This is a genomic window from Brevibacillus aydinogluensis, assembly GCF_961514395.1.
GTDB lineage: Bacteria > Bacillota > Bacilli > Brevibacillales > Brevibacillaceae > Brevibacillus > Brevibacillus aydinogluensis.
In genome coordinates, this window is sequence record NZ_OY569118.1 from 3810518 (window position 1) to 3836426 (window position 25909).

Genomic DNA, 25909 nt, shown 5'->3' on the forward strand with positions numbered 1-25909 from the left:
ATTTTGGCCAAAAAGAAAAGACGGCGGTATGCGCCGTCTGCCTTCTCTATTCAAAATCAAGCCATCCTTTTTTGATCGCGTAGCGGACCAGATCCGGCCGGGTGCGCAGATGAAGCTTTTCCATGATGTGCGCCTTGTGCGACTCGACCGTCTTGACCGAAACGGTCAGCTGCTCCGCAATCTCCCTGTTGCTGAATCCCTTGGCGATCAGGATGAGCACTTCCTTTTCCCGATCCGTCAGTATCTCGTATTTGTTCTGCTCTTCGCCGTTTTTCACCATCTGCAGGAATTCCTCGATCAAGGACTTGGTCGCGGACGGGTATAGGTAGGCCATGCCCTGGTGAACGGTCCGGATGGCAGCAATCAGGTCCAGGTCGGGTGCACTTTTCAAAATGTAGCCGGACGCCCCCGCCTGCAGCACGCGAAACAGGTATTCCTCGTCGTCGTGCATCGTCAAGACCAGCACCTGGATGTCAGGCGCTGCTTCTTTTAACCGGGCGGTGGCTGACAGGCCGTTCTCCCCCGGGGGCATGCTCAGGTCCATCAGCACGACGTCAGGCCGTATCTCCAGCGCTTTGTCAACCGCTTCCTTTCCGTCGGCGGCGTAGCCGACCACTTCGATGTCCGGATGGGCGTTGAGCAGCATGCCCAGCCCTGAGCGGACGATGGCATGGTCATCGGCGATCAGGACGCGAATGGCCATCTTCTGTTTCCTCCTTTGCGAGCGGTATGCGCACGATCACCGTCGTCCCCTCGCCGGGGGCCGAGCGGATGTCGACTGTGCCTCCCAGCAGTTGGGCCCGCTCCTTCATACCAAACAGTCCCAGGCCGGTGCCCTTCTTCTGCGCCCGTTCCACATCAAATCCGATCCCGTCATCCACAACCGTCACCACCAGTTCTTTGTCCCGATCCTCAAACACAATGCCCAACTTGTCCGCCTGGGCGTATTTGGCGGCATTGGTCATCGCCTCCTGCACAATCCGGTAGAGGGCGGTCTCCACCACGGCGGGATAGCGCCGGCGGTCCCCCTGCACGTGCAGGTCGATCAAGAGGCCAAAGCTCTTTTCAAACCGCTTGATCAGCGAGCGGAGGGCGGGCAGCAGTCCCAAATCGTCCAGGGCGGAGGGGCGGAGCTCCAGCGCCATGCGCTTTACTTCCTCCATCGCCTTTGCCGTCATCTGTTGAATGTCGGCCACGTGCTGCCGAAGCGGTTCGCTCAGCTTGCTCTGGCCGACCACGTTGAGCCCGACGAGGATGCTGTACAGCGCCTGTCCCACGCCGTCGTGCAGCTCGCGGGAAATGCGCTTGCGCTCCTCCTCTTGGGCCTGAATGACGTAGTTCGTCAGCTTGTGCTGATACCGCTCCTTTTCAGCCCGCTGCTGATCCGACATGTCCCTCAGGATCAGCACCATTTTGCCGCCGTCTATCTCCGGCAGCTGGGCCGAGCTGGCAGCCACAGGGTAATCCCGTCCGTCCTTTGTCTTCAGCCGCATCTCAAATGACGGCATCTGTTCCTGCTTGAAAAAGCAGTCGGCACAGGTCGCTTCCTCCCGGCAGGTTGCCATGCCCAGGCACAGCTCACATATGTGCCGCTTCCCGATCAGTTCTTCAGTGGCCCAGCCGGACATCTTCTCCAGCGCGGGGTTGGCCGTCACGATCATTCCCTCTTTGTCCACCACCAGAATCGCGTCGCTGACGTTGGCAAAGACGGACGAAAGCAGGGTGAAGGCTTCCTCCGACGAGCCCAGTTTTTTCATCCACGCGTCCATGCGCTCCTCCTCAAGACAAACATCCTTACCGTTATTGTAGAACGCGGACGGGGGAAAGTGTATCGGGGAATTCCCCTACCTCCCTGCTCTTCTCCCTCAAAGGAGCCCGTTTCCCGCAGGGCGATTGTCCTGGGTGTGGCCGGTGTCCTGCCTGTACACCGTGGAAGCCTTTTATTTGGCCTGCAGCTGGGTGACGTAGAACACGTAATCGCCGCCTTTGTACTTTTTCCCCGTTCCAATCGTGAGAAAAGCCTCGGCGGAGATTGGCAGCAGCAGATGCTGTTCCCGCTGCTCAGTGCTGTTGGGCAGCACCTTTTCCCATACCGTTACGCCGTCTTCACCCAGTCTGGCAGCGTATCCGTCCGAACTGGCGTCGTTCATGTTGAACTCTTCGTATTTCACGCAGCCGCTGACCAAAAGATCGCCGTCGTCCGTCACCTGGATGTCGTTGAGTGCGCTGGTCTGGGTCTTCTCCGCAAACCTCTTTTCCCACACGTTTTTTCCGTCTTTGTCCACCTTGAGCAGATACCCCAGACCGTATCCAGCCCGGTAGTCGCTGATCGTCCGGTCCGTCCCGGCGATGACCAGACTGCCGTCCGGCGTTTCCGCAAAAGCACGGGGAACGGTGTCCAGGCCGGTCTCGTGCCGGCGTTCCCAAACAGTCTTTCCGGACTTGTCCACTTTTGCGAGGAAGAGATCCCGGTTAAGGCGGTACGAGTCATCTTCCTGACCAACCGCCCCGAGCAGCACGATGCCGCCGTCAACGGTCTGGCGTACCGCGGTGACCGCATCGTATGCCGCTCCTTCAAACGTCGTCTCCCAATTTGGCTTCCCGTCCTGTTCCAGTTTGGCGAGCAACAGTTCGGTGCTGCGGTCCTGCTGTTCAAGCACCGCTGCCAGCACATAGCCGCCGTCGTCCGTCTGCAGGAGGCGAATGTCCATGCCGACGTACTTGGGGTAGGTGTTGGCCCACGCGATTTCACCGTCGCCGTTCACCTTGATCAGGCGGAGATTCCCTTCTGGATCATTCGACCTGGTTAGTCCTGCCAGCAGAAAGCCGCCGTCTTTCGTCTGAATAAAATGGGACAGACGACCTAATTTCTCGTCAGTCACCGTCTGTGTCACCGTCAGTGTGCCTGATTGCTCCACCCGGACGATTTCGTATGTACGTTTGTCAGCCGCCTGGCGCGAGAAGAAGATCTCGCCATTCGTTCCGCGCTGCACGTTTCCGTAAAAGTCGCCGTATCTGTAGGGATGGGATTTTTCCCAGGTCACTGCCGGTCCTTCGATCGTTCCAACGGCCTGCGCCTGACCGCTCCACAGCAGCGGACCCGTGCCAACCAGGGCCAGCGCCAGCAGGCTCGTCCATTTCCACGCCCGTCCCTTCTGTCCTCCATGCGGTATCAGTCCCATTCGATTCACGCTCCGTCATCAAATATTCTCCTTATTTTTACATGAATTGCCAATTGGCGTGAATATGTGAAAGGTAATGTTTTTTCTGGTCTTTTTGGTGGAGTTTTTCCTTCCCGGTCCGGCAGACAAAACAAAGACGGGGCGGCCTTCGCTGCACCGTCTCTGCTGCATACTCCGCCAAGCGTTTCACGGCTGGGTGACGTTGGAATCGTTTCGCGGCAGCGGTACGTCCGGTTTGCCGGCGGGATTGCCATGTTGATCCCCGCCTGTTTCAGCCCGGTCTCCAACCGGGTTTTGACCGATCCGACCGGCACGAACGAGACGGGAATCTCCGGTCCGAAGTGCTCCAGAAAGACGTTTTTCGTGGCCAGCCCCAGCGGCACCGTCACCACGACGTTCTCTTCCTCAAACTCTTTCAGCCGGGCTTGAATGCGGGAAGTAGTCTCCCCCACAATCCGCGCATACTGCTTGAAGTTGAAATTCACGGCCAGGATGTTTCCGTCACTGTCCTTTTCCAAAATGACAATGTCGTCGAAATCGATCCCTTGCTGTAGCAGCCGCTTGGTCACCGCATCGCTGATGGCCAATTTTGCGATCTGATCCGTTTATTTGCGCGGCAATCAGCATCAGGGTCGGCTCAAAATTGCTGCCCAGACGCTCCCGCTTCATTTTCCAGTCTTTTTCAAAGTCTGATTAATTCTTACAGAAAAACCAGGACAGCAGGTGCCATCCCGGTTCTTTTCCATTCCGTTAATGAGACTTCTCTTATTATCACGTCAGCCAGTCGTTGCTGTTTGGCCTTTTTTATTCAGCGATATCCACAACGATTTTTTCTGCTACACCGATTGGTGGCAGACTGCGTGTCAGCTTTGGCCCGTAGAACGCAAACACGTTCATGTCAGCCTTCAAGTCTTGCGGTTTGAGTGCTTTGTTGTCCTTGGCATTAACGATGATCGTCTTGTCATTAATGATCAGCGCTACTTTTTCCGGAGAGGTCGCTGTCAGACCGCGTCCTTCTACCAGCATTTTATAGGTGCCTTGCTGGTCAGGCTCGATGCTGACTACTTTACCTGTTGTCCCTACTACTTCCGCAGATTCCAGGCTGCTTTTGACAACAATGCTGAGCGCGCCTGTCTGCGGTGGCCGGCTCATCGCCATGAAATTATGGTGTGTCGCTTCTACTTCCATGCCAAGCTTCAAGTCTTCCGGCTTCAGCTCTTTGCCCGCAGCGTCGGTAATTTTGGTTTCCGCGCTGATGTGCAGGATGATTCCTGTCTCATATCCATTCAACGCAATGGAAACTTTGCCATCGTCTGTTTTGTTGATCGTCGTGATCGTGCCAGTACGCACTGGCGCTTTTTCTGCCTCTTCGTCCACTACCGTCACCGCACTGTCTGTCACATTGACTTTTGCTTGCAGGATTTCATCCACGAAAGCGACTGGAACATAGGTGCTGCCGTTTAGGAGAAGCGGCTTTGCTCCGAGTGTCTTGTACATTTTCGCAAACGGGTAGCGGTCCTCCCCGGCTTTGGCGTAGCTCGCGATCGCGCCTTTTTGCACTTCCGCTGCCTTCAGTTCGTTGTTCCAGCTTACTTTGTACCCAAGGGATTCAGCTACCGGACGCAGTGGAACCAAAACGGTTTGTTGCTCTTTATCAAAAATCGCGGCTTGCTCAAGCGCGCTTCCGTTTACATTGACCGACAGTTTTTTTACTGGTTCGGAGGCAGCCGATACGATATTCGTTCCCAGCACGGCCAAAGCCGCCAATGTCATCATGCCTGTACGAATTTTTTTCATGCTGCATTCCTCCAATGCTTGTTTTGTACTTGATTTGTGCTTCTATTCATTTCATTGGACGGAATAGTTTTTGATACGTTTCAACAAACTATTGATTGACGCTTGTCGTTATTTCTTCCCCTTCCAAGAAATAATAAAAAAGACAAAAAAGCTGATCCCGGTTAATAAATGTATTGCGAAATTAAGATATGTCTCGGTGGTCACATTTCTAGAAGGTATAATTCCTACTGTGTTTGGTGGATTTAGTCGAAAATAAAGACTTGCTACAGCAGATATTATAATAAATACGGATAATACTACCCCGAGCAAAAACTTATTCATAAATTACTTCTCCCACTAAAAATTAATGTTCTCGAGTTGAGTCCATATACATTGTGTAAAAACGGAGTCTCTTTGAAAAAAAGAGAGCCATTTCAAAAACCCTCGGGCAGAATGAAGTTGACCACAAAACATTCCAGGAAAGGGGGATTTTGAAAATGGCTCACTATCAGATTACTGTAGATTCGCAACTTTTGCAGCAGCTTTTTCTCGGAATTCGCAGGATTCAGGAGCGGCCAAACTGCCGCCCCTCTTCCATTATGGCTGATGTATCATCTGCTCATTTCTCGGCATCGGTACGTCCGGTTTGCCGGCGGGATTGTTGTAGAGATAATCGGGCACCTTGCCGACGATCAACGCTTCCGTAATCGGGATTTGCGTCGTCACGGTCCGCTGCTCCGTGGCAAACGGGATGACGATCCTGAGGTCCACCTCCACCCAAATGTAGACGGTGATTAGCACCATGTTGATCCCCGCCTGTTTCAGTCCGGTCTCCAACCGGGTTTTGACCGATCCGACCGGCACGAACGAGACGGGAATCTCCGGTCCGAAGTGCTCCAGAAAGACGTTTTTCGTGGCCAGCCCCAGCGGCACCGTCACCACGACGTTCTCTTCCTCAAACTCTTTCAGCCGGGCTTGAATGCGGGAAGTGGTCTCCCCTACAATCCGCGCATACTGCTTGAAGTTGAAATTCACGGCCAGGATGTTTCCGTCACTGTCCTTTTCCAAAATGACAATGTCGTCGAAATCGATCCCTTGCTGTGTCAGCCGCTTGGTCACCGCATCGCTGATGGCCAATTTTGCGATCTGATCCGTTTTTTGCGCGGCAATCAGCATCAGAGTCGGCTCAATCCGCCGTTCGACGATCACAAACAGCACCAAGAGGCCGGCCATCACGGCCAAAAGCGTCGCGATCAGGCGACGGCCCCGTCGGCGCCACCCGCCTTTCCTGTAGCCCCACACGTCGTTCTCTCCCGCTATCCGACATGCTTCTCAGGAACGGACCGCCCTCATCGACCGTTCTGCCGTGCTCCGCGGCCGGCCGCTCCGCAGCGCCCCGCCAATGCCCGCGACAAACGTTGGCACGCCTGCTGCCACGAGGATCAGCGCCCAATCGCGGAAAGACAGATCCGTGGTCTTAAAGATCGGCTGAAGCGCATCAATGTAGACCACGCCCAGCACCAGCAGCACGGATGAAAGGACCGCCCAGACGAGGAACTTGTTCTCAAAGATGTTGCGATGAAACACGCTGTATTGGCTGCGGCAGTCAAACACGTGAATCAGTTGGGCCATCACCAGGGTGACAAACGCGACTGTCTGCGCATGCACCAGATCATCGGGGTTTTCCCGGAGCGTCAACCAGAAAGACAGCAGCGTCATGCCCCCAATCAGGAAGCCGCGGCTGATGATCTTCCACCCGAGTCCCCGGCCAAAAATGTTCTCATGCTTGTGGCGCGGCCGCTGATACATCGTGTCCGCTTCCGGCGGATCGACGCCCAGCGCCATGGCCGGCAGACCGTCGGTGACGAGGTTGACCCACAATATCTGAATCGGCACCAGCGGCAAGGGCATTCCGAGCAGCATGGCAAAAAACATGACGAGAATCTCCCCGACGTTGGAGGCGAGCAGATAGCGGATAAATTTGCGGATGTTGTCGTAGATGTTGCGCCCTTCCTCCACGGCGGCGACAATGGTGGCAAAATTGTCGTCCCGCAGCACCAGATCGGCCGCTTCCTTGGTCACATCCGTGCCGGTGATGCCCATGGCGATGCCGATGTCAGCCGTCTTGACAGCCGGTGCGTCGTTTACGCCGTCCCCGGTCATCGCGACGACGTGGCCTTTGCTTTGCAGAGCGCGGACGATCCGCAACTTGTGTTCCGGCGAGACGCGCGCGTACACGGCGACCTGTTCCACGATCTCAGCCAAACGCTCGTCGCTCATGTTGTCCAGTTCGCGCCCTTCCATCACCTGGCCGTACCCGCGCATGAGACCGATCTGCCGGGCGATCGCTTCTGCCGTCACCCTGTGGTCGCCGGTGATCATCACCGTCTTGATCCCCGCCTGATGGCACAGGTCGATGGCCGACTTCACTTCTTCGCGCGGCGGGTCGATCATGCCTGCCAGACCGACAAAGACGAGGCCGCTCTCCAGCACCCCCAACGGATGTCCCGGCCGATACCCCTGCAGTGTTTTGTAGGCGAATGCCAGCACCCGCAGCGCCTGTGACGCCATCTCTTCCGTCTGGTTCAGCACCTGATGGCGAAGCGACGCACTCAGCGGCTGCACCTCTCCGTTCCAGAGGATGTGGCTGCAGCGGGCCAGCACCGCTTCCGCCGCTCCTTTGGTCAAAAGCGTGAAGCCGCCGTCCGCACTTTTTTCCACCACCGACATCATTTTGCGCTCGGAGTCAAACGGCAGCTCCTCCACACGTGTCTCCTGCTGTCCGCTTTTCACGCGTTCCGCGCCCTGCCCTTTGGCGGCCAGCACCTTGAGCGCTCCCTCCGTCGGGTCGCCCACCACCTGCCACCGGCGCTCCGTTTTGCCGATACCGAGCAGCTTGCGCGTGTCCTCGCAGGACAGCCGGGCGTTGTTGCAGCGATCGGCGATCCGCAGGATGTAGGACAGCCCTGCGTCGCGGGCAGGAGACACCTGCCGACCGCCCAGGAGAAACACCCCCTCCGGTTCGTAGCCGCTGCCTGTCACCTCGTAGACTGTATTGCTGTGCCACACCCGGGTAACGGTCATTTTATTCTGCGTCAGTGTCCCGGTTTTGTCGGAGCAGATGACGGAGGCGCAGCCCAGCGTTTCCACCGACGGCAGCTTGCGAACGATGGCATTGCGCTTGATCATCCGCTGAACGCCCAACGCCAGCGCGATCGTGACGATAGCCGGCAGTCCTTCGGGAATCGCCGCGACTGCCAGGCTGACTCCGGCAAGGAACATGGTAAACAGGTCGTGCCCGTGCCATACGCCTGCCCCAATGACGACCAGTGTCAACAGGACGGCGACCACCACGAGGATTTTTCCCATTTGTTCCAGGCGGTGCTGCAGCGGGGTCCCCATCTCCTCTGCCGCGTTCATCAGATGGGCGATCTTGCCGATTTCCGTTTCCATCCCGGTAGAGACCACCACTCCCCGTCCGGTCCCTCCCGTCACCATCGTGCCCATGAACGCCATGTTTTTCTGATCGCCCAGCGGAATGTTCTCCCCGCCCGCCGGAGACAGCGTTTTGGCCGTCTTGCCGGCCGGCACCGATTCCCCGGTCAGCGCCGACTCTTCGATCTCCAGTCGGTTGGCTTCAAACAGCCGCATGTCTGCCGGCACCCTATCCCCCGCCTCCAGGAGCACCAGGTCGCCCGGAACCAGCCGAGATGCGGGAATCATGTGCACCTGACCGTCGCGCACCACCCGTGCCATTGGGGATGCCAGTTCTTTGAGCGCCTGCAGCGAACGCTCCGCCTTGGCTTCCTGGATGAAGCCCAGCAACCCGTTGATGAAAATAATGGCGATGATCGTGATGGCGTCGAGGTACTCGCCCAGCGCGTACGAAATCAGCGTGGCGCCAAACAAGATCAGCACCATGAAATCCTTGAACTGGTCGATCAGGACAGTGAACAGCGGCTTTCGCTTCGTGTCCGCCAACTGGTTGGGGCCATAGCGGGACAGCCGCCGCTTTGCTTCTTCTTGCGACAAACCGCGGTCCGCGTCGCTGTCAAGCACATCTGCCACATTCGCTGACGTCAGCATGTACCATTTTTGATTCGGCTGTGTGTCCACCTGAATCTCCTCCATCCCCTACGCTTTCATCTCATATGTATGCTGACGAGCCTCAAAATAACCCACTCGTCCATCGCCGGCCTGATCGGCCCCTTGAGATGAAGTCTGTCAGCAGGTGTCCACTGCGGCCGGTCACCCATGTCCGCCGTCGTTTTCGCCATAAAAAACCCCGTCCTCCATTTTGGGAAGGACGGGGTGTATCTCCCGGACTATGTGATGCTCTTGGCCAATCCGATACAGATCAACAGGATCGGCGGCAGCCAGGTCAGGCGAGAAAGCCAGCGGGTTTGACCGGCGCGGCGGCCCAGGGCGATGCCCAAGGCGAGCAGCGCGGCGCTCATGACCGCGATGCACAAGGCGACCGACAGCGGCGGATAGCCGAAAAACGCCAGGCTGATGCCGGCGCCAAACGCATCCAGCGACAGCGCCAGGCCCAGCATGACCGCCTCCCAGCCCATGATGTGGCCGGAGCGGTCTGCGTCCGCCCGGGACGGGTCCCGCAAAATCTGGATGATCAATCCAAACGCGCGAAACTGGGAAACCAGCGCCTGCTCGGCTTCCTTTTGACGATGGTCGTCGTCCTGACTGGTGCTGTCGGCACGGGGAGAGAACAGCCGCCACAGCGTGAACAGCCCCAGCCCCACCAACACAGCCGCCCCCACCCGTTTGCCCCACTCCGGGGACAGCCAGAACGTGAGGGTGGACCCGACCGTCATCACCGCGTAGACGACGGAAAACGAACAGCCTGCCACGACGACAAGCGAGAGAAACGGCATCCGCATGTTCCGAAGTCCGTACGTCATCCCGACGCTGACACTGTCCATGCTGATCGCCAGGGAGACAAGAAGGAGCGAAAACCAGCCGCTCAATGGAGTCACCTCTTTTCCCTTGCCTTCTACTTATACGCCACAGGCTTATCCATTGTGCGGGGCTTCGCTCCGCTTCCGATATTGATCGACCGGTTACCGTTTCGCCAGATATTTGCGAATGTCAAAGGCGACTGCGGCCACGATAATCAATCCCTTGATAATCAACTGCCAGTACGGATTGACGCCGATGAAGGTAAGACCGTAGTTGATCACGCCAAAGATGAGCACCCCTGCCAGAACGCCTTGCACAGTCCCGATACCGCCCGACGTGGAGACTCCCCCCACGACGCAGGCAGCAATCGCATCCAACTCGTACATGTTGCCGTAGTTGTTGGTAGCCCCGCCTGTTCTCGCTGCTTCGAGCACCCCGGCCAGACCATACAGCGCCCCGGCGATGGCGTAGATGATGATCAGGTTCAGCCCCACGTTGATGCCCGATACGGTCGCCGCCTGCATGTTGCCGCCGATCGCGTACATGTTTTTACCCAGCCGGGTCTTGTTGAAAATCACCCATACCAGAATGGACACGACGATCGCAATAATGACAATGTAGGGAATCGAGTAGGGGCCGGTACCGATGTACCCGGTGCCGAGTTGGCTGAAATCCTGCCGCAAGCCGCCAATCGGCTGCGATTCGTTTGGCTCCATGTCAAAGTAGATGGAGTTTGCCCCGTAGACGATGACCATGGTGCCCAAGGTGGCGATAAACGGCGGGACACTGAACTTGGCCACGATCACCCCGTTGATCAGCCCCACGACAAGACCCGCCAAAATCGCCAGGAGCACAGGCACCACCAGCGGCATGTCAGGCAGATCCGGAAAGAAGCGGCGCGGATAATCCTGCATTTGCAGCATGGAGGCAGACAGCACCGCCGTCAGTCCCACTACGCGTCCCGCCGAGAGATCGACGCCCCCCGTGATCAGCACAAACGCCGCGCCCAGGGCAATGATTGCCCGGGTGGAAGACTGCAGCAAAATGTCGCGAATGGTGGTCACGGATAAAAATTGGCTGTCGTAGATGGCAATTCCCACGATTAGCGCCACCAGCACGATGTAGATAGCGTTTTGCGTGCAAAATTCACGTATGGATGTCGCTTTCAGTTTACTCATGGTTTCTCTCCTCCTCTACCCCGCCATGTACGCTGTAGCGAGGCGCATCACCTGTTCCTCTGACGCCTCTTTCCCGTCGAGAAAACCGGAGAGGCGCCCTTCGCACATGACCATGATCCGATCCGACATACCCAGAAGTTCAGGCATTTCGGAAGAGATCATGATAATGCTCTTTCCTGCTTTGGCCAATTCGGCAATAATGGAGTAGATTTCGTACTTGGCTCCGACGTCGATCCCCCGCGTCGGTTCGTCCAGCAGCAGAATGTCCGGCTCGGTCAGCAGCCAGCGGGCCAGCAGCACCTTTTGCTGGTTTCCGCCGGACAGATTTTTGATCTGCTGCTTCAGGGAGGGCGTTTTTACCCGAAGCAGTTCAATGCTTTTGCTCGCTTCTTCCTTCCGCTTTTTCTCGTCAAGCAGCAGATAAGGCTTCTCATACCGGGACAGGTTGGCGATGAGAGCGTTTTCCAGGATGGACAGCACCGGAAAAATGCCGGTGACGCGCCGCTCCTCCGTCAAAAGCGCCATCTTGTGTTTTTTGGCCTCGATTGGCGATTTGATTTTCACCTCTTTGCCGTGGATGAACATCCGTCCCGACGAGACTGCCCGCAGCCCGAACAGCGCCTCGACCAGCTCCGTCCGCTGCGAGCCGACCAGCCCGCCGATCCCCAAAATCTCTCCTTTTCTCAGCTCAAAGGACACGTTCTTGAAGGAATGGGCATGCGGCGATGTCAACCCCTCCACCTTCAGCACCACGTCTCCCGGCACATTCTCCCGCTTGGGGAAACGCTGGGTGAGGTCGCGGCCGACCATGCGCGATATGATCAGGTCGGTGGTCAGCTCCTCTGCCGGCCATGTGCCGATCAGCTTGCCGTCCCGCATGATCGTCACCTCGTCAGAGATGCGCAGGATTTCCTCCATCTTGTGGGAAATGTAAATGATCGCCACGCCCCGGCTCTTCAGCTCGGCGATGATCCGGAACAACTGCTCCACTTCGTTGCCCGTGAGCGATGAGGTCGGTTCATCCATCACGATCACGCGGGAGCGGTAGGAGACCGCTTTGGCAATCTCCAGCGACTGCACCTTGGAGACGGACAGGTTTTTCACAACCTCTCGGGGATCCAGTTCCAGGCCCAGATCGGCAAACAGCGCCTTTGTGTCTTGGTACATCTTTTTCTCGTCGACAAATGCGAACGGGCCGAATTGTTTGACCGGGAACCGACCGAGCCAGATGTTTTCCATTACGTTGCGATACGGAACGGGGTGAAGCTCCTGATGAATCATCGCGATGCCATTCTCCAGCGCATCCTTGGCGTTGTTGATCACCGCCTTTTTGCCGTCAAGCAGAATCTCGCCCCCGTCCGGCTTGTAGATGCCGAACAGGCACTTCATCAGCGTCGATTTTCCCGCACCGTTTTCCCCCATCAGCGCGTGAACAGTGCCGGGCCTTACCCTCAGCGTAACGCCGTCCAGTGCCTTGACCCCCGGGAATTCCTTGGAGATGTTGATCATTTCCAATACATAACCGTTATTCGTCATGGCATGTCCCTCCCCCGCTAGTCTTATATGGAATGTAAAGAAGACTTGGCGATTGCCAAGCCTTCGGGCACCGGCAGAGAGTCTTATTTCGCCTCGTCCATGTTTTCCTTGGTGATTTTCTTGTACGGAATCCAGACGTACTTGCCGTCAGTAATCTCGTACCCGGTGTTTTCTTTGGTCGGCGTTTGACCTTGCGCCAGCACGGCGGCGATGTTGAGGGTGGCTTGCCCCTGGTTTTTCGCGTCGTTCAGGACGGTACCCAGCAGCGTGCCGTTTTCCAGCTCCTTCAAGGCCGGTGCCGTCGCATCCACGCCTACGACAGGGATGTACTTGTTGTCCTTGAAGTACCCGGCCGCCTTCAACGCCTCAATCGCGCCAAGCGCCATGTCGTCGTTGTTGGCAAGTACGGCTTCAATCTTGTCTCCCGCAGAAGCGAGGAACGCCGCCATTTTTTCCTGGCCTTTCACGCGGTCCCACATCGCCGTGTCTTCCGCCACTTTTTCCACCTTGATCCCGGCGTCCTCAATCGCCTTCACCGAGTACTTGGTTCGCAGTTCGGCATCCTGATGCCCCGGTTCTCCCTTCAGCATGACGTACTGCAGGACGCCGTCCTTGTTCTTGTCCGCTTCGGGATGGGCTTTCCAGTAGTCGGCAATGATCTGACCGGAAATGGTACCGGACTCTTCCGCCTTGGCCCCGACGTAGTACACCTTATCCCATTTCTGCATGTCCTCCGGCATCGGTTCCCGGTTGAAAAAGACTACCGGAATGTTGGCCTGCTTGGCTTTGTCGATAATGACGCCGGCTGCAGTGCGGTCAACCGGGTTGATGGCCAGCGCGTTGACCTTTTTGGTGATGAACAGATCCACCTTGTCGTTTTGCGTCGGCTGGGAGTTTTGGCTGTCGACGATGTCGACCTGGGCCTTCCCTTCCGCGCTTTGGGAGATGGCGTTGCGCACGCCTGTCATGAACGTATCGTCAAATTTGTAGATGGCGACACCGATTTTGGGAGTGGAAGCACCTCCTCCTCCCTCGCCTGCTGTCGGCTGGGAGCCGCCTGATCCCGAACATCCGGCAATGGAAAGGGCCAGCACGGCCGCTGTCGCTGTAGAAACAAACTTGTTCATCTGAAATCCCCCTTTTCGAGCTCTATGGTGGTGCCCACTGTTCCAATGTAAGCGATTGCAAACGAAAAATTAATAAAAAATCATGTGAATTTCTATCAAAATTCTCAGGAAACTTTTCGACAAAAAAAAAGCGGAGCCGTTCCTCCCGCAGTCACACAGGCAATACTCTGATCAGCTTGCAGCGCAGTTTCTGGAGATCGTGATAATGCCGTCTTTCTGATATTTACATCATCTCCGGCATTGGAATGGAGGGATTCATGTAGATTAAAGTTCGCCTCCCTTTCACCCTCGCCCCCAAGGGCGGGCGGCCAGCGCAGCACGCTGGACCGCCTAGAAAAGCGCCCATTCCCGAATCGCACGAGCGACGCCGTGCTGATCGTTGGTGTCGGTCACGACAGCGCTGGCCCGCTTGATCTCGTCATCGGCATTTCCCATCGCGACGCCAAGGCCGACGATGCGCAGCATCGACAAGTCGTTGAAGCTGTCACCGATGGCCATCGTCTCCTCCAGGGCAATGCCGAGTCTGTCCGCCAGTTCCCGCAGCGCGATTCCCTTCTGCGCAAGCCTGTGCGTGACTTCCAGGTTGTTTGCTGCCGACGAACTGACGGCCAGCTCGTTCACGGCTGCCAGTCTGCGGGACACACGATCCAGCTTTTGCCCCTCCCTGGAGAAGACCATTAATTTGTAGAGGTGCTCGCCGGATCGGCCGAGCACGGACGCGTACGAGTCCACAGGGGCGAGTTCCCCGGCGGAAAAACGACGCTCATGCGCTGCACGGATCGTCTGTTCATCCGTGCCGGGAAACGCGCTTTGGATAAACGCACGCAGGACGGCAAACGCCTTATCGCGGTCGTTCGTAAACGTCCCCCGATTCGTGTACAGTTCGTAATACATGTCTTCCTGCCGCAGGATAGCCTCCGCTTCCTCATACGTCTGCGGGGGGATCGGCATACTTCGGACGATCTCCCCGGTTTCGCTCCGCACCTCCGCCCCGTTCACGCAGATGACCGGACAGGTGATGCCGGCTGCCGCAAGCGGCGGCAGGGCTTCTTTGTACGATCGGCCGGTCGCTACAACCACTGTGATGCCGCTGCTCTGTGCTTGTTGAACCGCCCGGGCGTTTTCTGCACTCACCTGGTGCTGCCTGTTCAGCAGGGTCCCGTCCATATCGAGCGCGATAAGCTTTACCCGGCAGCGTTTCTCGGCATTGGTCACGGTATTCGTCACCAGTCGTCCCCCCTTAACCGGCGAAGTAAAAGACAGCCGATTCGTACGGCCGCAGAGACAGCGAACGGACGTCAAGCCCCGTGTCCCGGTAGTTGGACAACAGCAGGGTGGGCTCCCCTGCCAGACGAATATCGTCGGGCAGCGCAAAAGACGTCTCGCTGGCGTAGAAGTTGTTTACCACCAGGAGGGTTTCGTTTCCGTACGTCCGCAGATACGCAAAGATTTGCGGATGATCGTCCAGAATCATCCGAAAATCGCCGTACGCGATGACATCATATGTCTTCCGCAGCTGGATCAGCTTTTTGTAGTGGTAAAAAACGGAGTCCTCGTCTTCAAGCGCGCGCTTCACGTTGATCTCCTTGTAGTTCGGTGCCACGTTGATCCAGGGGGTTCCCGACGTGAACCCGGCATGCGGACTGTCATCCCACTGCATGGGCGTGCGCCCGTTGTCCCGTGATTTTTGCTGCAGAATGGCCAGGATTTCCTGCTCCTGCTTCCCTTGCTCCTGAAGCTGGCGGTAGGCGTTGATCGACTCGACATCCCGGTACGCGGAAATCTCGTCAAAATAGGGGTTGGTCATGCCGATTTCCTCCCCCTGGTAGATGTACGGGGTGCCCTGCATGAGGTGAATCGTGGTCGCCAGCATTTTCGCCGATTCCCGGTGATACTCCCGGTCGTTTCCAAATCGGGAGATCGCCCTCGGCTGGTCGTGATTGCACCAGAACAGCGCATTCCAGCCTCCGCCGCTCTGCATGCCGTACTGCCACTCGCCGAGGATTTTTTTCAGTTGGAGAAAGTCAAAGTCGGCCAGCGCCCACTTCTCTCCATTGGGATAATCCACCTTGAGGTGGTGGAAGCTGAACACCATGTTCAGTTCGTGTTCGTCCGGCCGGGTATACTTCACGCAGTTTTCGATCGAGGTGGACGACATCTCGCCCACGGTGAGGAGGTCAGGCTTCCTGGCGAACACGTGACGATTCATCTCTTTCAAAAACTCGTGAATCCGCGGGCCGTCCGTGTAATACTTGCGGCCGTCGTCCATCGGCGTCTCCAGCGTGTCATCGGGAAAACGCTGGTCTTTGGAGATCAGGTTGATCACATCCAGGCGAAACCCGTCCACGCCTTTGTCCAGCCAGAAGTTCATCATTTCGTAGACCTGCTGGCGCAGTTTGGGGTTTTCCCAGTTCAAATCCGCCTGGGTGACGTCGAACAGATGCAAATAGTACTGCCCCGTGGTCTCGTCGTACTGCCAGGCGCTGCCGCCGAACTTGGAGCGCCAGTTGTTGGGCGCACCGCCGTTTTTCCCGTCCTTCCAGATGTAATAGTCGCGGTACGGGCTCTGTTTGGAGCTGGACGCTTCACGAAACCACGGGTGTTCGGTCGAGGTGTGGTTCACGACTATGTCCATGATGACCCGGATGTTCCGGGCATGGGCCTCCTGCAGCAGTCGTTCGAACGTTTCCATCGTACCGTACGCGGGATTGATATCGCAGTAATCGCTGATGTCGTACCCGTTGTCTCTCTGCGGCGACGGGTAGATGGGGGTCAGCCAAATCACGTCGACGCCCAGTTCCTGCAGGTAATCCAGTTTTTCGATGATTCCCTGCAGATCGCCGGTACCGCTGCCGGTGGTATCCATGAAACTTTTCGGATAGATTTGATACACGACCGCCTTTTTCCACCATGGTTTCGCCATTGTTGATCCACTCCTTTTCCATAATGGGCAATAGCAACCAATCTGCCAAAACCCCCTGCAGATCGGTTGCTATGCTCACCATCTCTCTCTTTTTGTTATTGTGTTTTCCTCGTTTTCCCCACCAGGAACGTCAGTGTGAAGGGCACCACCAGCGCGACTGCCATGCCGAGGAAGAATGCTCCCCAGTGTTCAGGAAAGATCGAGAGAAAACCGGGAAGCCCTCCCACACCGATCGACGCGGCTTTTACCTTGCTCAGCGTGAGAATGACAGCCCCGATGGCCGATCCGATCATCGCGGACACAAACGGGTACCGGTAGCGAATATTGACGCCAAACATGGCGGGTTCGGTGATGCCCAGGAAGGCGGAGACGGCGGAGGTCAGCGACATGCCTCTCAGCTTTTCCTCCCGGGACACGAACATCATTGCCAGGGCTGCAGACCCTTGGGAGATGTTGGACAGCGCGAGCATCGGCCACAGGAATGTGCCGCCGGTGCTGGCGATCAATTGCAAATCTACGGCAAGGAAGGTATGGTGCATGCCGGTTACGACCAGCAGCGCATAGCACCCGCCGTAAAGCAATCCGCCGAGGATGCTGAATGCGTCAAACAACGAGACGAATCCGGACGTGAGCCAATTGGCCACTCCAAACGTCAGCGGTCCGATCACGGTAAAGGACAGGAAGCCCGTCACGAGCAGGCTGATGGGAGCCACCAGCAGCAGCCGAAACATGTCGGGAATCCGCTTGGTCAAAAACGTTTCCACTTTGGCCAGCACGTAGGAAGAGATCAGCACCGGCAGCACCTGTCCCTGGTAGCCGATTTTGGCGATCTCCCAGCCAAACAGATTCCAGTACGGCACTGTTCCATCCGCTACTGCCTGGGCATAACCCCACGCGTTCAACAAATCGGGATGGATCAGCATCAGACCGAGGACGATACCCAGCAGTTCACTTCCGCCGAAACGCTTGACGGCAGACCAGCCAATCAGGCCCGGCAGGAATACAAACGCCGTATTGGCAATAAGATTAATGATGCCCGCAAAATCTTTCCACTGCTGGTGAACGTCGACGAGCGACGCGTCGGGGTAGAAGATTCCCTTCCCGGTCAGCACGTTGTTGATCCCCATGAGCAGACCCGCCGTCACAATGGCAGGAAGGAGGGGAATGAAGATATCGCCCAGCGTTTTCACAGCTCGCTGGAACGGATTCAATTTTTTAACAGCCGCTTCCTTGGTCTCCTGCCTGGTGGCGCCTGTGATGTCAGCGATGTTAAGCAGCGCGTCGTACACCTTGTTGACCAATCCCTGGCCGATGACCACCTGGAATTCACCGTTCGAAGAAAACGAACCTTTGACGATTCCGATTGATTCCAGCAGCGTCTTGTCGACTTGCCCTTCATCCTTCAAGACAAACCGCAACCGGGTGACGCAGTGGGATACAGCTGCGATGTTGTCCCGGCCGCCTACAGCCTGGAGTATCTGCTCTACTTCCCGCTTGTTGATCTCCATGGGTCCCCCTCCTGTAATCGTTTTCATTCAAATCATACACTTGTTTAAACAAGTACGTCAATACTTGTTTAAACAAGTAAGCATGTGCAAAAAAAGAACGCCTTATCGGCGTCGGGCAAAATCCGTGAATTCAAACCGGTCCGGCCTGTGCCGGGATTCGGTGTATTCAAACAACGTGCCGTCGTGCAGGTGGACAAAGTTTTTCACCACCGCCACCAGGTTGTACCCTTTTACATCCAGATGGGCTTTGTCGAGGGCGGTAACCGGCTCCACGTGAATAATCCGCCGGGCAAACCCGATTTTTGCGCCCAGCTTGTCTTCCAGGTATTCGTAAATGGACTGTTCCGCAATCTCCCGCGTCAGGTCGCGAACGATATCTTTTCGGAAGTAGTTGATGTCAAAAATAATGCGCTCGTTTTTCAAGCTGCGCACGCGAAACAATCGGTACGCTTCCTGTCCAAGGGGCAATTTGGTTTTCGCCTGCAGCGGCTTGTCTATGGTGACGACCTCAAACAGCGGAACGGTCGTGACAAAGGCTTGCCCGCTGCTTTCACTCGCTTCCTTGAAGCTGACCAGACCGCCAAACGAGAATGTGATCAAATTCGCATCCAGTACAAACACGCCCTTGCCGTGAACGCTGTTGACGAATCCTTCCTTCGCCAGCAGATCAAGCGCCCGCCTTACGGTGCCCCGGCTTGTCCGATATATCCGGCAAAACTCGTTTTCCGAAGGCAGCTTTTCCCCGGGCGGGTAGGTCCCATCCAGTATCTGTTTTTTGATGTCTTCGTATATTTCCGTGTACCTCTTGTTCATCTGCTGCCTCCTGTGCTTTTGCGGTGACCTTTTCTCTCTCTATTACATCTGATTTCGCCCGCCGACGCAAAGTCCTGCTTTCCCGTCTCCCCTGATTGCGCTTGTCCTGCGCGATTGATCGGGCGAGGCTCGTCATCTTCCCTCCAGCGGATCGCGGTCTCTCACTTGACAAACGGAAACAGCAGCTTTTGGTTTTCCGACCAGAACATGTTGTCCATGTCGATGATTTTCGTTCCCGTATCGATACGGGAAGGGACGTGCAAGCCATTCATCGCCTCCACCGCGTGCTTGACGCCCAGGTAGCCCATGCTGAACGGATTCTGCATGATCGTGGCCTGGATCACACCCTCCTGAATGTACGCCAGCACGTCAGGCGGGCTGTCGATGGCTACCACTTTCACCTTTTCCGCCAGTCCTTTACTTTCAATCGCCTGGGCGGCGCCGAGCGCGGCGACAGCGTTAAGCGCCACGATGCCGTCGAGCGAATGGGAGTCGATCATCCTTGCGGCCAGCTCACTGGCCTGGGTTTGATCAGAAGCGCCCTCCCTTGCCACGATCGTTACCCCCGGATAGTGGGAGATCGCCTCCAGCAGTCCCTTTTCCCGCTGGGCGGTGTTTCCCCCGCCCAGGACGGCGATCCTGCCATGCGTTCCGACCAGTTCAATCAGCTTCTCGCCCGCTCGTTTGCCCGAGTCAACATGATCGGTGCCAATCCAGCTGACCACCCCCGGCCCCGTCAGTTCGGAATCGATGATCAACACGGGGATGCGCTGTTCCTTTGCCCTTGACGTGGCTTCGTCCAAGACCTGTTGGCTGTCGGGTGCGATCACCACGGCAGCTGTTCCGTCCGCAAACGCCTGCCGGACCTGCGCCAACTGCCCCTTCACGTCTTCTTCGTAATCGGGGGCGTAGAAATTGACGTTGACGCCAAACTCTCTGGCGGCCATCTCCGCCCCCCATTTTACCGTCCGCCAATAATCCCCGTGCTTCATCCTGACGATGAGCGCCACGTTCTTCTGTTTGACCTGGTCGGCGGCAGGATCGGCGCAGGCACCCAGGACGGCAGCCGCCGCCAGCAGCAGATACACGAATGTTCGCCATGCCTGTTTGCTTGACTGGTGCATTCCTCTTCACGTCTCTTCCGTTATCATCGGTATTCGTATGGTCACGGTGGTACCGGTCTCCTCATCGCTTTCGATGGAAAGACCGTACGCTTCGCCAAAAAACAGCCGGATGCGCTCATGCACATTTTTGATGCCGACTCCCGACCCATCCTTGCTTTTGATTTGGCCGGAACCGATCTGCTCCAGCACGTGGGGCGGGATGCCCAGCCCGTTGTCCCGCACCCGGAACAGGATGTCACCGTCCGACCGTTCCGCCGACACGGTGATCTTTCCCTGATCCGCCAACGGCTCGATGCCGTGGTAAATCGCGTTTTCCACGATCGGCTGCAGCAGAAGTTTCAGCGTCTTGCAGGGAAGCACCTCGTCCTGGGCTGTGATTTCATAGGTGAATTTGTTTTTGTACCTCATTTTTTGGATGACCAGATAATTCCGCACGTGCTCCAGTTCTTCCTGAACGGTGATGATGTTTTTCCCTTTGCTGAGGCTGATCCGAAACAGTTTGGAAAGCGCGGTAATGGTGGTGATTACGTCTTCGTTTTTGCCGATCCCCACCATGCGCACGACCGAGTTGAGCGTATTGTACAAAAAGTGCGGGTTGATCTGCGCCTGCAGCACTTCCAGCTCGCTTTTCCGCTTGGCTTCCTGCTCCCGGATGATTTGATCCATGAGCTGCCTGATGCGGATCACCATGTGGTTGAAGCGGCGCGAGAGCTGCTCCACCTCGTGACTGCCGCGAACGGCCAGGTTGACCGTAAAATCCCCCTTCTCCACCTGCTGCATGGAGCGTTCCAGATTGCGGATCGGCCGGGAGATGGCAGCGGAGATATAGGTGAGGACAAACACCACCACGGCGATGACGACAACCAGCAGCCAGAAGATAAACCCGCTGATCTCCTTTTTGGTGGTGGCGATCTCGTCCATGTACGAGACGCCGACGATTTTCCAGCCGATGTCATCCAGCGTCTTGATCGTGACCAGCCGCCGCTCCCCGTCGGACTCGTCCACGTAGCTGCCGTACGAGTTTTTCAAGGCAATGGCCCGATTCTCGTTTTTCAATCCGACGTAGATCAGCTGCTGCTGCGGATGGTAGACGATGTTGCCGGCCAGGTCGATGATGTAGACATACCCTTTTTTGCCCAGCTCCACCCGCTGGCAGAGGTCGTCAATTGTTTTGAAATTGACGTCCACGAGCAGGATCGCGTCCTCCCTTTCGCCGTTCTGGGAGACCGAGATGCCCCTGCTCATCGAGACCACCCACTTGTACTCACCTTGAAACAGGTTCTGAATGTGCGGAAGCGAAAAGGAAATGTGGCCGGGGTCTTTCAACGCCGCCTGAAACCAGCTCTGTTCCTGCAGTCTCGTGTTTTTCCGCATCGCCGCCTGCGGATACGCGGCGATCAGTTCGCCCTCCCGTGAAAACACGGCCACCGAGACAAGATCCTCACGGGTTTCCAGAATCGTCCCCAACCGTTCCGTCAGCTTGTCGTCCGGCACGTTCTCGCTTCGGCGGATCTTCTCTGCGGCCAGTTCAAAAATCTCCTTCATGCTGTCCAGGTAGCTGTTCAGATTGAAGCTGACCTGGTCGATCATTTGCTGGGTGTGCAAAAATGCATTTTGTTCCGCTGTTTCGGAAAATTTGCTGTACAGCATGACGCCGACAAAGAGCATGACCGCGACGGTCACCAGCGTAAACGAGGCCGTGATGATAAACTGAATGCTCTTCATCTTCACCATTTGAACCAGCGCGTTAACCGGATTTTTCATCGTACCCCTCTGGCCATGTTTTTGTACTCCTTGGGAGACATGCCCCATTTCTTGCGGAAGCAGAAGCTGAAGTAGTTGGGGTCGGTATACCCGACTCGTTCTGCGATCTCAAAGGTTTTCAGGTCGGTCGTCAGCAGCAGTTCCTGGGCCGCTTCCATTCTCACCTGCAGCAGAAAGTTGACGAACGTCGTATTCATCTCCTTTTTGAAAATGCTGCTGAAATACCCCGCGCTGATGTGAAGCTGCCTGCACACTTTGTGGATCGAGATGTCGCTTTCGTGGTAGTGGTTTTTGACGTATTCGACGGCCTGGGCGACGAGCCGTTTGTAGGAGGACTGCCTGACGCTGGCGATGCTGTTCATCATGCCCAAGCAGATGTGCAGCAGCCTGTCCTTCGTCTCCTGAAGCGTTTGGGCCTTGTGGATGTCCGTAAACCAGTGAAGATGTTCGCCAAAGACGCGCTCCGGCTCCAGATTGGCCCCCTTGGCCGCCTTCAGGATGGCGGTCAGAATCTCCAGCAGGTAAATGTGATAATCCTTGATGGACACGCGGGCATCGGCAACTTCGGCAAACAGCTCATCCAGGATGTCCCTCAGTTCCTGCGGCGTCCCCACCTTCAGACAGCGGATCAGCGCATGCTCTTTTTGCTCGTCGAAGCGGACCTTTTCCACGCAGCGCTTTTCCACGTCATCGACGCAGATGACCCGGTTGTTTCCGAGCACGACCCTGTAGTCAAGCGCAGCAACTGCATCCTCGTAGGAAAAGGAAAGGTCAGCCAAGTCGCCGGTGACCGTCCCGATCCCAGCTGTTACTGTGAATTCGCAAAATTTTTCAACGAATTGCCGCGCTTCTTCCAGCACGGCCGTCGTTTTCCGGAGGATCGCCTCCCGCTCGCGCTCCTGGTGAACGGCAATCAGGACTACATGGTCGTTGTTGGTGAAGACAATCCCCAGACGGTGCTTGTCGACCACTTCCTGCACGATGTTGCGGACGGAGAGCAGCAGCAGTTCCCGATCCGTTCCCCTCGTCTGACGGCTGGGCGGCGGCGCAAAGTGATCAGCCGCATGTTCGTCGACACCGGGCCGGTCGATGCTGACGGCGCCGACCACAAAGCCGTTTCCCTCCAAATCGATCTGGTACGCGTGTGCCTTTTCCCGGATGTCGGCTGCAGGCAGCCGGCGGGTAATCAGCGACGTCAGAAACACTTCCCTTAGCACCGGCAAGCTTTTTTGATAGTGCTCCTTCAACAGGCGAATGTTTTTCTTCTCGGCGGCTTCTTGGTCAAGCCGCGCCCGCACTTTCAAAAGGGCGTCGATCAGTTCACCCGCAGAAAACGGCTTGAGCACGTATTCGTCGATCTGCAGCTTGACCGCTTTCCGCGCGTATTCAAACTCGTCGAAGCCCGTCAGAATCACGATTTTGACGGTGGGATACCGCTCTTTGACGACGGCGGCCAGCTCCAGCCCGTCCATAAACGGCATCTTGATGTCGGTGACGACGATGTCCGGTACGCTTCTCTCCATCTTCTCCAGCGCATCCTGGCCGTTTTCAGCCGTTCCGATGACCGCGAACCCGTAAGCCTGCCAGTCAACCTCGCGGATAACGCCTTCCCTTACGTCTTCTTCGTCGTCAATCAGCAGCAGTGTGTACATGCTTCTTCCCCCCGGTTACATATTTACTCCAGGCGGGCTCGGACTCCTCCCGGGCGGACAAGAAACAGGGCTTTCGACCGAAGCCCTATGCGTATCGTCCATGTCGTTTTCGCCGTACGTGATTCCGCACGCCAACACGAAAAAACCACCGCCTCCCCGGAAAGGGAAACGGTGGGCGCACTGTAATTACAGTTCGTCAAAGCCGTCGAAATCGAAATCCAATCCCGCTTCTTCAAACATGTCACCGGCCGACTCTCCGATCTCCTCCATGACCTCGCCCAGCAGCATGCCGCCCAGGAAACCGGCCGCCATGCCGCCGATCATGCCGGCCATGCCATGGCCGTGGTGACCGTAGTGTCCCTGGTGACCGTGCGGCGGCTGACCGTAGGACGCCATCGACACGTACGGAATCGCCTGCGGATTTTCCGCATAGGTGCGAAGCGTATCCAACAGGAAACGGGAAAGCTCCTCTTCCCGGTCGGCTGCCAGCAGGTCCTGCGGCACGACGATCTCCGCCTTGCGCTCCATCTCTCCGCCGAACCTGCCGGGAACAGCCAGATCCAGCTCCGTCAACAGGCGCAGCTCACCCGGTGTGGAGAGGAAGACGACCTCCAGTTCCTTGAGCGGGATGTCCAGCGGCCGTCCCGTGAAAAACGAAAACTCCTGACCGTACGGCGTGAGCTTGCCGGAGTCGGGCTTTTGCCGCAGATCGAGGCGGGCCAGTGCGTTCAGCACGCGTTCCACCGGTTCCGGCGGCAGCACCTGCACCGGATCCAGGTCGGTCGGGTCAAGCGCCCGTTCCACATCCAGCTTGGTGTGCAGGTAGTACTGAACGGACGGTGTCGACACGGCCAACCCTGCCGGCAGTTCAAAGGCAAACGGAATCTCCTGCACAAAGGGCTTCGGCTGCACGGTGAAGCTGCGGCTGACCGGGTACGTATGCACCGGACGCGTTACCTCCTGCCCCCGCACGTTCACCTTCATCATCAGCAGGACGCTCAGTTCGGAGATGCGCTGTTCCACGCTGCCTCCTTCGATGCGGATCGCGCCCGTGATCGTCTCTCCCAACCGGTAGGCAGGGCGATCCAACCTAAGATCCACTGTCGCCGCTCCCACTCCCAGTTTGGCCATCAGCTTTTTCAGCAAGACCCTTTCCCCCTTTTATATAAGCAACAGTTTATATTTATATCGTATCAGATCCAGAGGGGGTTTTGCGAGCAGCCAGTGCGCGGCCAAGCAGCCGAACCAGTCGGCTGGCCTGCTCACCTGTCACGTCCCGCAATGCAGAAAATTCCGTCACATTTACCCCGACGACGCGCGGATCGGCCAGCACAGTGCTCAGCAGTTCCTCCGTCTGCGCCAGCGACAGGCCGGTTTCGCTCGGTGAATAGGCGGCTGCCATTGCCTCCTTGTGCATCACGTCGACGTCAAAGTGGACGAGGATATGCGCATCAGAAGGGATCGCCTGCAAGACGTCGGCTGCCAGCGGGCCCGGTCCCCGTTCACACAACTGATCAAGCGTGACGATCTCTACTCCTAAGGTCTCGTCCGGCATCTGCTGGCACCCCAATACGGCGATGCGGTCCGCTGTCCATCCGGTCTCCTCGATCCAGACGCCGCCGCCCTGCAGCAAAAACCACAGGCCCATGCCAGCTGCTCCGACACAGCGGGAGGCTGAGGGCACCCTCGCGTCAACGTGGCCATCCAGCACCAGGAGGTACACCTTGTCTCCATAGACGTCGCGAAACGCTTGCGCCGTCCCGACGATCACGCTGCAGTCGCCGCCGAGAAACAGGGAAAATTGGTCGCGGCCAAAGCAGCCGCGCGCCTCTTCGCGCAGCAGGTCCCAGACCATGCGCGGCGCCGGCCAGTTGCGAACAGGCGGAACGTTGTGCCGCGGCAGATAAGCGGGAAGGACGAGATCTCCCCGGTCGGTTGCCGGTATACCCTGCTCCTGCAGAACGGTCATCAAACCCGCCGCCCGCAAAGCGGCTGGCGCCAGTTCCGTACCGGAGACATAGGCGCCGGAGTAGATGGGAATGCCTGTTATCGTTACATTCACCGCGCTCCCTCCTTAAATCAAGCTGCTTCCATTTTATCATAGCCTGATTTTCCCATCCCGGATCGTGTTCGCCAGCCGAGGGGCACTGCCGCCAGGTGTCAGACTACATCGTATCCCTGGTCTTCGATCGCTTCCTTGATCGCCTCCAGCGTCAGGGCGTTCTCGTCATAGCTGACCTCCACCGTTTTGGCGGCCAGATCCACTTTTCCGGATGCGCCCAATTCCTTCAGTGCCTTTTCAATCGCGTTGACGCAGTGATTGCACGACATTCCTTCCACGCGCAGCGTTACGTTTTGCATGATGATCGCTCCTTTTTCCTGTTTTCTGTATGCTTTCTGTCCGCCTGC

The 25909-nt window shown here is 57.0% G+C and carries 21 protein-coding genes and 1 pseudogene; all 22 read right to left on the reverse strand.

The window, feature by feature from the left end:
* Nucleotides 1–46: 46 nt before the first annotated feature.
* Nucleotides 47–703: a response regulator gene (locus tag Q7F15_RS18875; protein ID WP_171566090.1), complete on the reverse strand. Its 657-nt coding sequence runs from the start codon at nt 701–703 to the stop codon at nt 47–49.
* A complete protein-coding gene (locus tag Q7F15_RS18880) occupies nt 675–1769 on the reverse strand; it encodes a PAS domain-containing sensor histidine kinase (protein ID WP_171566089.1) in 1095 nt (364 codons plus the stop codon). The genes Q7F15_RS18875 and Q7F15_RS18880 overlap by 29 nt, the downstream gene beginning before the upstream one ends.
* 171 nt (nt 1770–1940) lie before the next feature.
* The gene (locus Q7F15_RS18885; protein WP_304414794.1) at nt 1941–3182 is read right to left on the reverse strand and encodes an outer membrane protein assembly factor BamB family protein; all 1242 of its coding nucleotides are present in this window, start codon (nt 3180–3182) and stop codon (nt 1941–1943) included.
* A gap of 245 nt (nt 3183–3427) precedes the next feature.
* Nucleotides 3428–3821 (reverse strand): annotated as a pseudogene (locus tag Q7F15_RS18890) (sporulation protein YunB); the annotation flags it as partial.
* A 165-nt stretch (nt 3822–3986) separates the two neighbouring features.
* The gene (locus tag Q7F15_RS18895; RefSeq protein WP_212133029.1) at nt 3987–4979 is read right to left on the reverse strand and encodes a copper amine oxidase N-terminal domain-containing protein; all 993 of its coding nucleotides are present in this window, start codon (nt 4977–4979) and stop codon (nt 3987–3989) included.
* Between the two features lie 576 nt (nt 4980–5555).
* The gene (gene yunB / locus Q7F15_RS18900; RefSeq protein WP_171566086.1) at nt 5556–6260 is read right to left on the reverse strand and encodes a sporulation protein YunB; all 705 of its coding nucleotides are present in this window, start codon (nt 6258–6260) and stop codon (nt 5556–5558) included.
* Between the two features lie 30 nt (nt 6261–6290).
* Complete coding sequence (locus Q7F15_RS18905) at nt 6291–9074, reverse strand: calcium-translocating P-type ATPase, SERCA-type (protein WP_230077660.1); 2784 nt, start codon at nt 9072–9074, stop codon at nt 6291–6293.
* Nucleotides 9075–9100: 26 nt separating this feature from the next.
* Complete coding sequence (locus Q7F15_RS18910; protein WP_256379887.1) at nt 9101–9235, reverse strand: hypothetical protein; 135 nt, start codon at nt 9233–9235, stop codon at nt 9101–9103.
* A 48-nt stretch (nt 9236–9283) separates the two neighbouring features.
* Entirely contained in the window at nt 9284–9943 is a 660-nt protein-coding gene (ytaF, locus tag Q7F15_RS18915; protein WP_171566084.1) for a sporulation membrane protein YtaF, read from the reverse strand.
* 93 nt (nt 9944–10036) lie between these two features.
* Nucleotides 10037–11053, reverse strand: a complete 1017-nt coding sequence (gene mglC / locus Q7F15_RS18920) for a galactose/methyl galactoside ABC transporter permease MglC (RefSeq protein WP_171566083.1) — start codon at nt 11051–11053, stop codon at nt 10037–10039.
* Nucleotides 11054–11068: 15 nt separating this feature from the next.
* Nucleotides 11069–12589, reverse strand: coding sequence for a sugar ABC transporter ATP-binding protein (locus Q7F15_RS18925; RefSeq protein WP_171566082.1), 1521 nt, complete (start codon nt 12587–12589; stop codon nt 11069–11071).
* Between the two features lie 83 nt (nt 12590–12672).
* Complete coding sequence (locus Q7F15_RS18930; protein ID WP_304414795.1) at nt 12673–13716, reverse strand: galactose ABC transporter substrate-binding protein; 1044 nt, start codon at nt 13714–13716, stop codon at nt 12673–12675.
* 330 nt (nt 13717–14046) lie between these two features.
* Nucleotides 14047–14943 carry a Cof-type HAD-IIB family hydrolase gene (locus Q7F15_RS18935; RefSeq protein WP_230077659.1) on the reverse strand — a complete coding sequence of 299 codons (897 nt, stop codon included), beginning with the start codon at nt 14941–14943 and terminating at the stop codon, nt 14047–14049.
* A gap of 13 nt (nt 14944–14956) precedes the next feature.
* The gene (gene treC, locus Q7F15_RS18940) at nt 14957–16639 is read right to left on the reverse strand and encodes an alpha,alpha-phosphotrehalase (RefSeq protein ID WP_171566077.1); all 1683 of its coding nucleotides are present in this window, start codon (nt 16637–16639) and stop codon (nt 14957–14959) included.
* 95 nt (nt 16640–16734) lie between these two features.
* A complete protein-coding gene (gene treP / locus Q7F15_RS18945) occupies nt 16735–18147 on the reverse strand; it encodes a PTS system trehalose-specific EIIBC component (protein WP_171566076.1) in 1413 nt (470 codons plus the stop codon).
* Nucleotides 18148–18249: 102 nt separating this feature from the next.
* Entirely contained in the window at nt 18250–18960 is a 711-nt protein-coding gene (gene treR / locus Q7F15_RS18950; protein ID WP_171566075.1) for a trehalose operon repressor, read from the reverse strand.
* A 161-nt stretch (nt 18961–19121) separates the two neighbouring features.
* Nucleotides 19122–20084 carry a substrate-binding domain-containing protein gene (locus Q7F15_RS18955; protein ID WP_304414796.1) on the reverse strand — a complete coding sequence of 321 codons (963 nt, stop codon included), beginning with the start codon at nt 20082–20084 and terminating at the stop codon, nt 19122–19124.
* A 6-nt stretch (nt 20085–20090) separates the two neighbouring features.
* The gene (locus tag Q7F15_RS18960) at nt 20091–21848 is read right to left on the reverse strand and encodes a cache domain-containing sensor histidine kinase (protein ID WP_249179110.1); all 1758 of its coding nucleotides are present in this window, start codon (nt 21846–21848) and stop codon (nt 20091–20093) included.
* On the reverse strand, nt 21845–23500 hold the full coding sequence (locus Q7F15_RS18965; RefSeq protein ID WP_304414797.1) for a response regulator: 1656 nt from the start codon (nt 23498–23500) through the stop codon (nt 21845–21847). Before Q7F15_RS18965 ends, Q7F15_RS18960 begins: the two co-directional genes overlap by 4 nt.
* Nucleotides 23501–23686: 186 nt before the next feature.
* The gene (locus tag Q7F15_RS18970; protein ID WP_171566071.1) at nt 23687–24646 is read right to left on the reverse strand and encodes a sporulation protein; all 960 of its coding nucleotides are present in this window, start codon (nt 24644–24646) and stop codon (nt 23687–23689) included.
* Between the two features lie 37 nt (nt 24647–24683).
* On the reverse strand, nt 24684–25562 hold the full coding sequence (locus tag Q7F15_RS18975) for an arginase family protein (RefSeq protein WP_304414798.1): 879 nt from the start codon (nt 25560–25562) through the stop codon (nt 24684–24686).
* Between the two features lie 98 nt (nt 25563–25660).
* Entirely contained in the window at nt 25661–25861 is a 201-nt protein-coding gene (gene copZ / locus Q7F15_RS18980; RefSeq protein WP_029100895.1) for a copper chaperone CopZ, read from the reverse strand.
* Between the last annotated feature and the right edge of the window lie 48 nt (nt 25862–25909).

Bases quoted from the DNA above. Each gene is read 5' to 3' on its own strand.
- Q7F15_RS18875 (WP_171566090.1), bottom strand. From the start codon at position 703: ATGGCCATTCGCGTCCTGATCGCCGATGACCATGCCATCGTCCGCTCA.
- Q7F15_RS18880 (WP_171566089.1), bottom strand. From the start codon at position 1,769: ATGGACGCGTGGATGAAAAAACTGGGCTCGTCGGAGGAAGCCTTCACC.
- Q7F15_RS18885 (WP_304414794.1), bottom strand. From the start codon at position 3,182: ATGGGACTGATACCGCATGGAGGACAGAAGGGACGGGCGTGGAAATGG.
- Q7F15_RS18895 (WP_212133029.1), bottom strand. From the start codon at position 4,979: ATGAAAAAAATTCGTACAGGCATGATGACATTGGCGGCTTTGGCCGTG.
- Q7F15_RS18910 (WP_256379887.1), bottom strand. From the start codon at position 9,235: ATGGCGAAAACGACGGCGGACATGGGTGACCGGCCGCAGTGGACACCT.
- mglC (WP_171566083.1), bottom strand. From the start codon at position 11,053: ATGAGTAAACTGAAAGCGACATCCATACGTGAATTTTGCACGCAAAAC.
- Q7F15_RS18925 (WP_171566082.1), bottom strand. From the start codon at position 12,589: ATGACGAATAACGGTTATGTATTGGAAATGATCAACATCTCCAAGGAA.
- Q7F15_RS18930 (WP_304414795.1), bottom strand. From the start codon at position 13,716: ATGAACAAGTTTGTTTCTACAGCGACAGCGGCCGTGCTGGCCCTTTCC.
- treC (WP_171566077.1), bottom strand. From the start codon at position 16,639: ATGGCGAAACCATGGTGGAAAAAGGCGGTCGTGTATCAAATCTATCCG.
- treP (WP_171566076.1), bottom strand. From the start codon at position 18,147: ATGGAGATCAACAAGCGGGAAGTAGAGCAGATACTCCAGGCTGTAGGC.
- treR (WP_171566075.1), bottom strand. From the start codon at position 18,960: ATGAACAAGAGGTACACGGAAATATACGAAGACATCAAAAAACAGATA.
- Q7F15_RS18955 (WP_304414796.1), bottom strand. From the start codon at position 20,084: ATGCACCAGTCAAGCAAACAGGCATGGCGAACATTCGTGTATCTGCTG.
- Q7F15_RS18960 (WP_249179110.1), bottom strand. From the start codon at position 21,848: ATGAAAAATCCGGTTAACGCGCTGGTTCAAATGGTGAAGATGAAGAGC.
- Q7F15_RS18965 (WP_304414797.1), bottom strand. From the start codon at position 23,500: ATGTACACACTGCTGCTGATTGACGACGAAGAAGACGTAAGGGAAGGC.
- copZ (WP_029100895.1), bottom strand. From the start codon at position 25,861: ATGCAAAACGTAACGCTGCGCGTGGAAGGAATGTCGTGCAATCACTGC.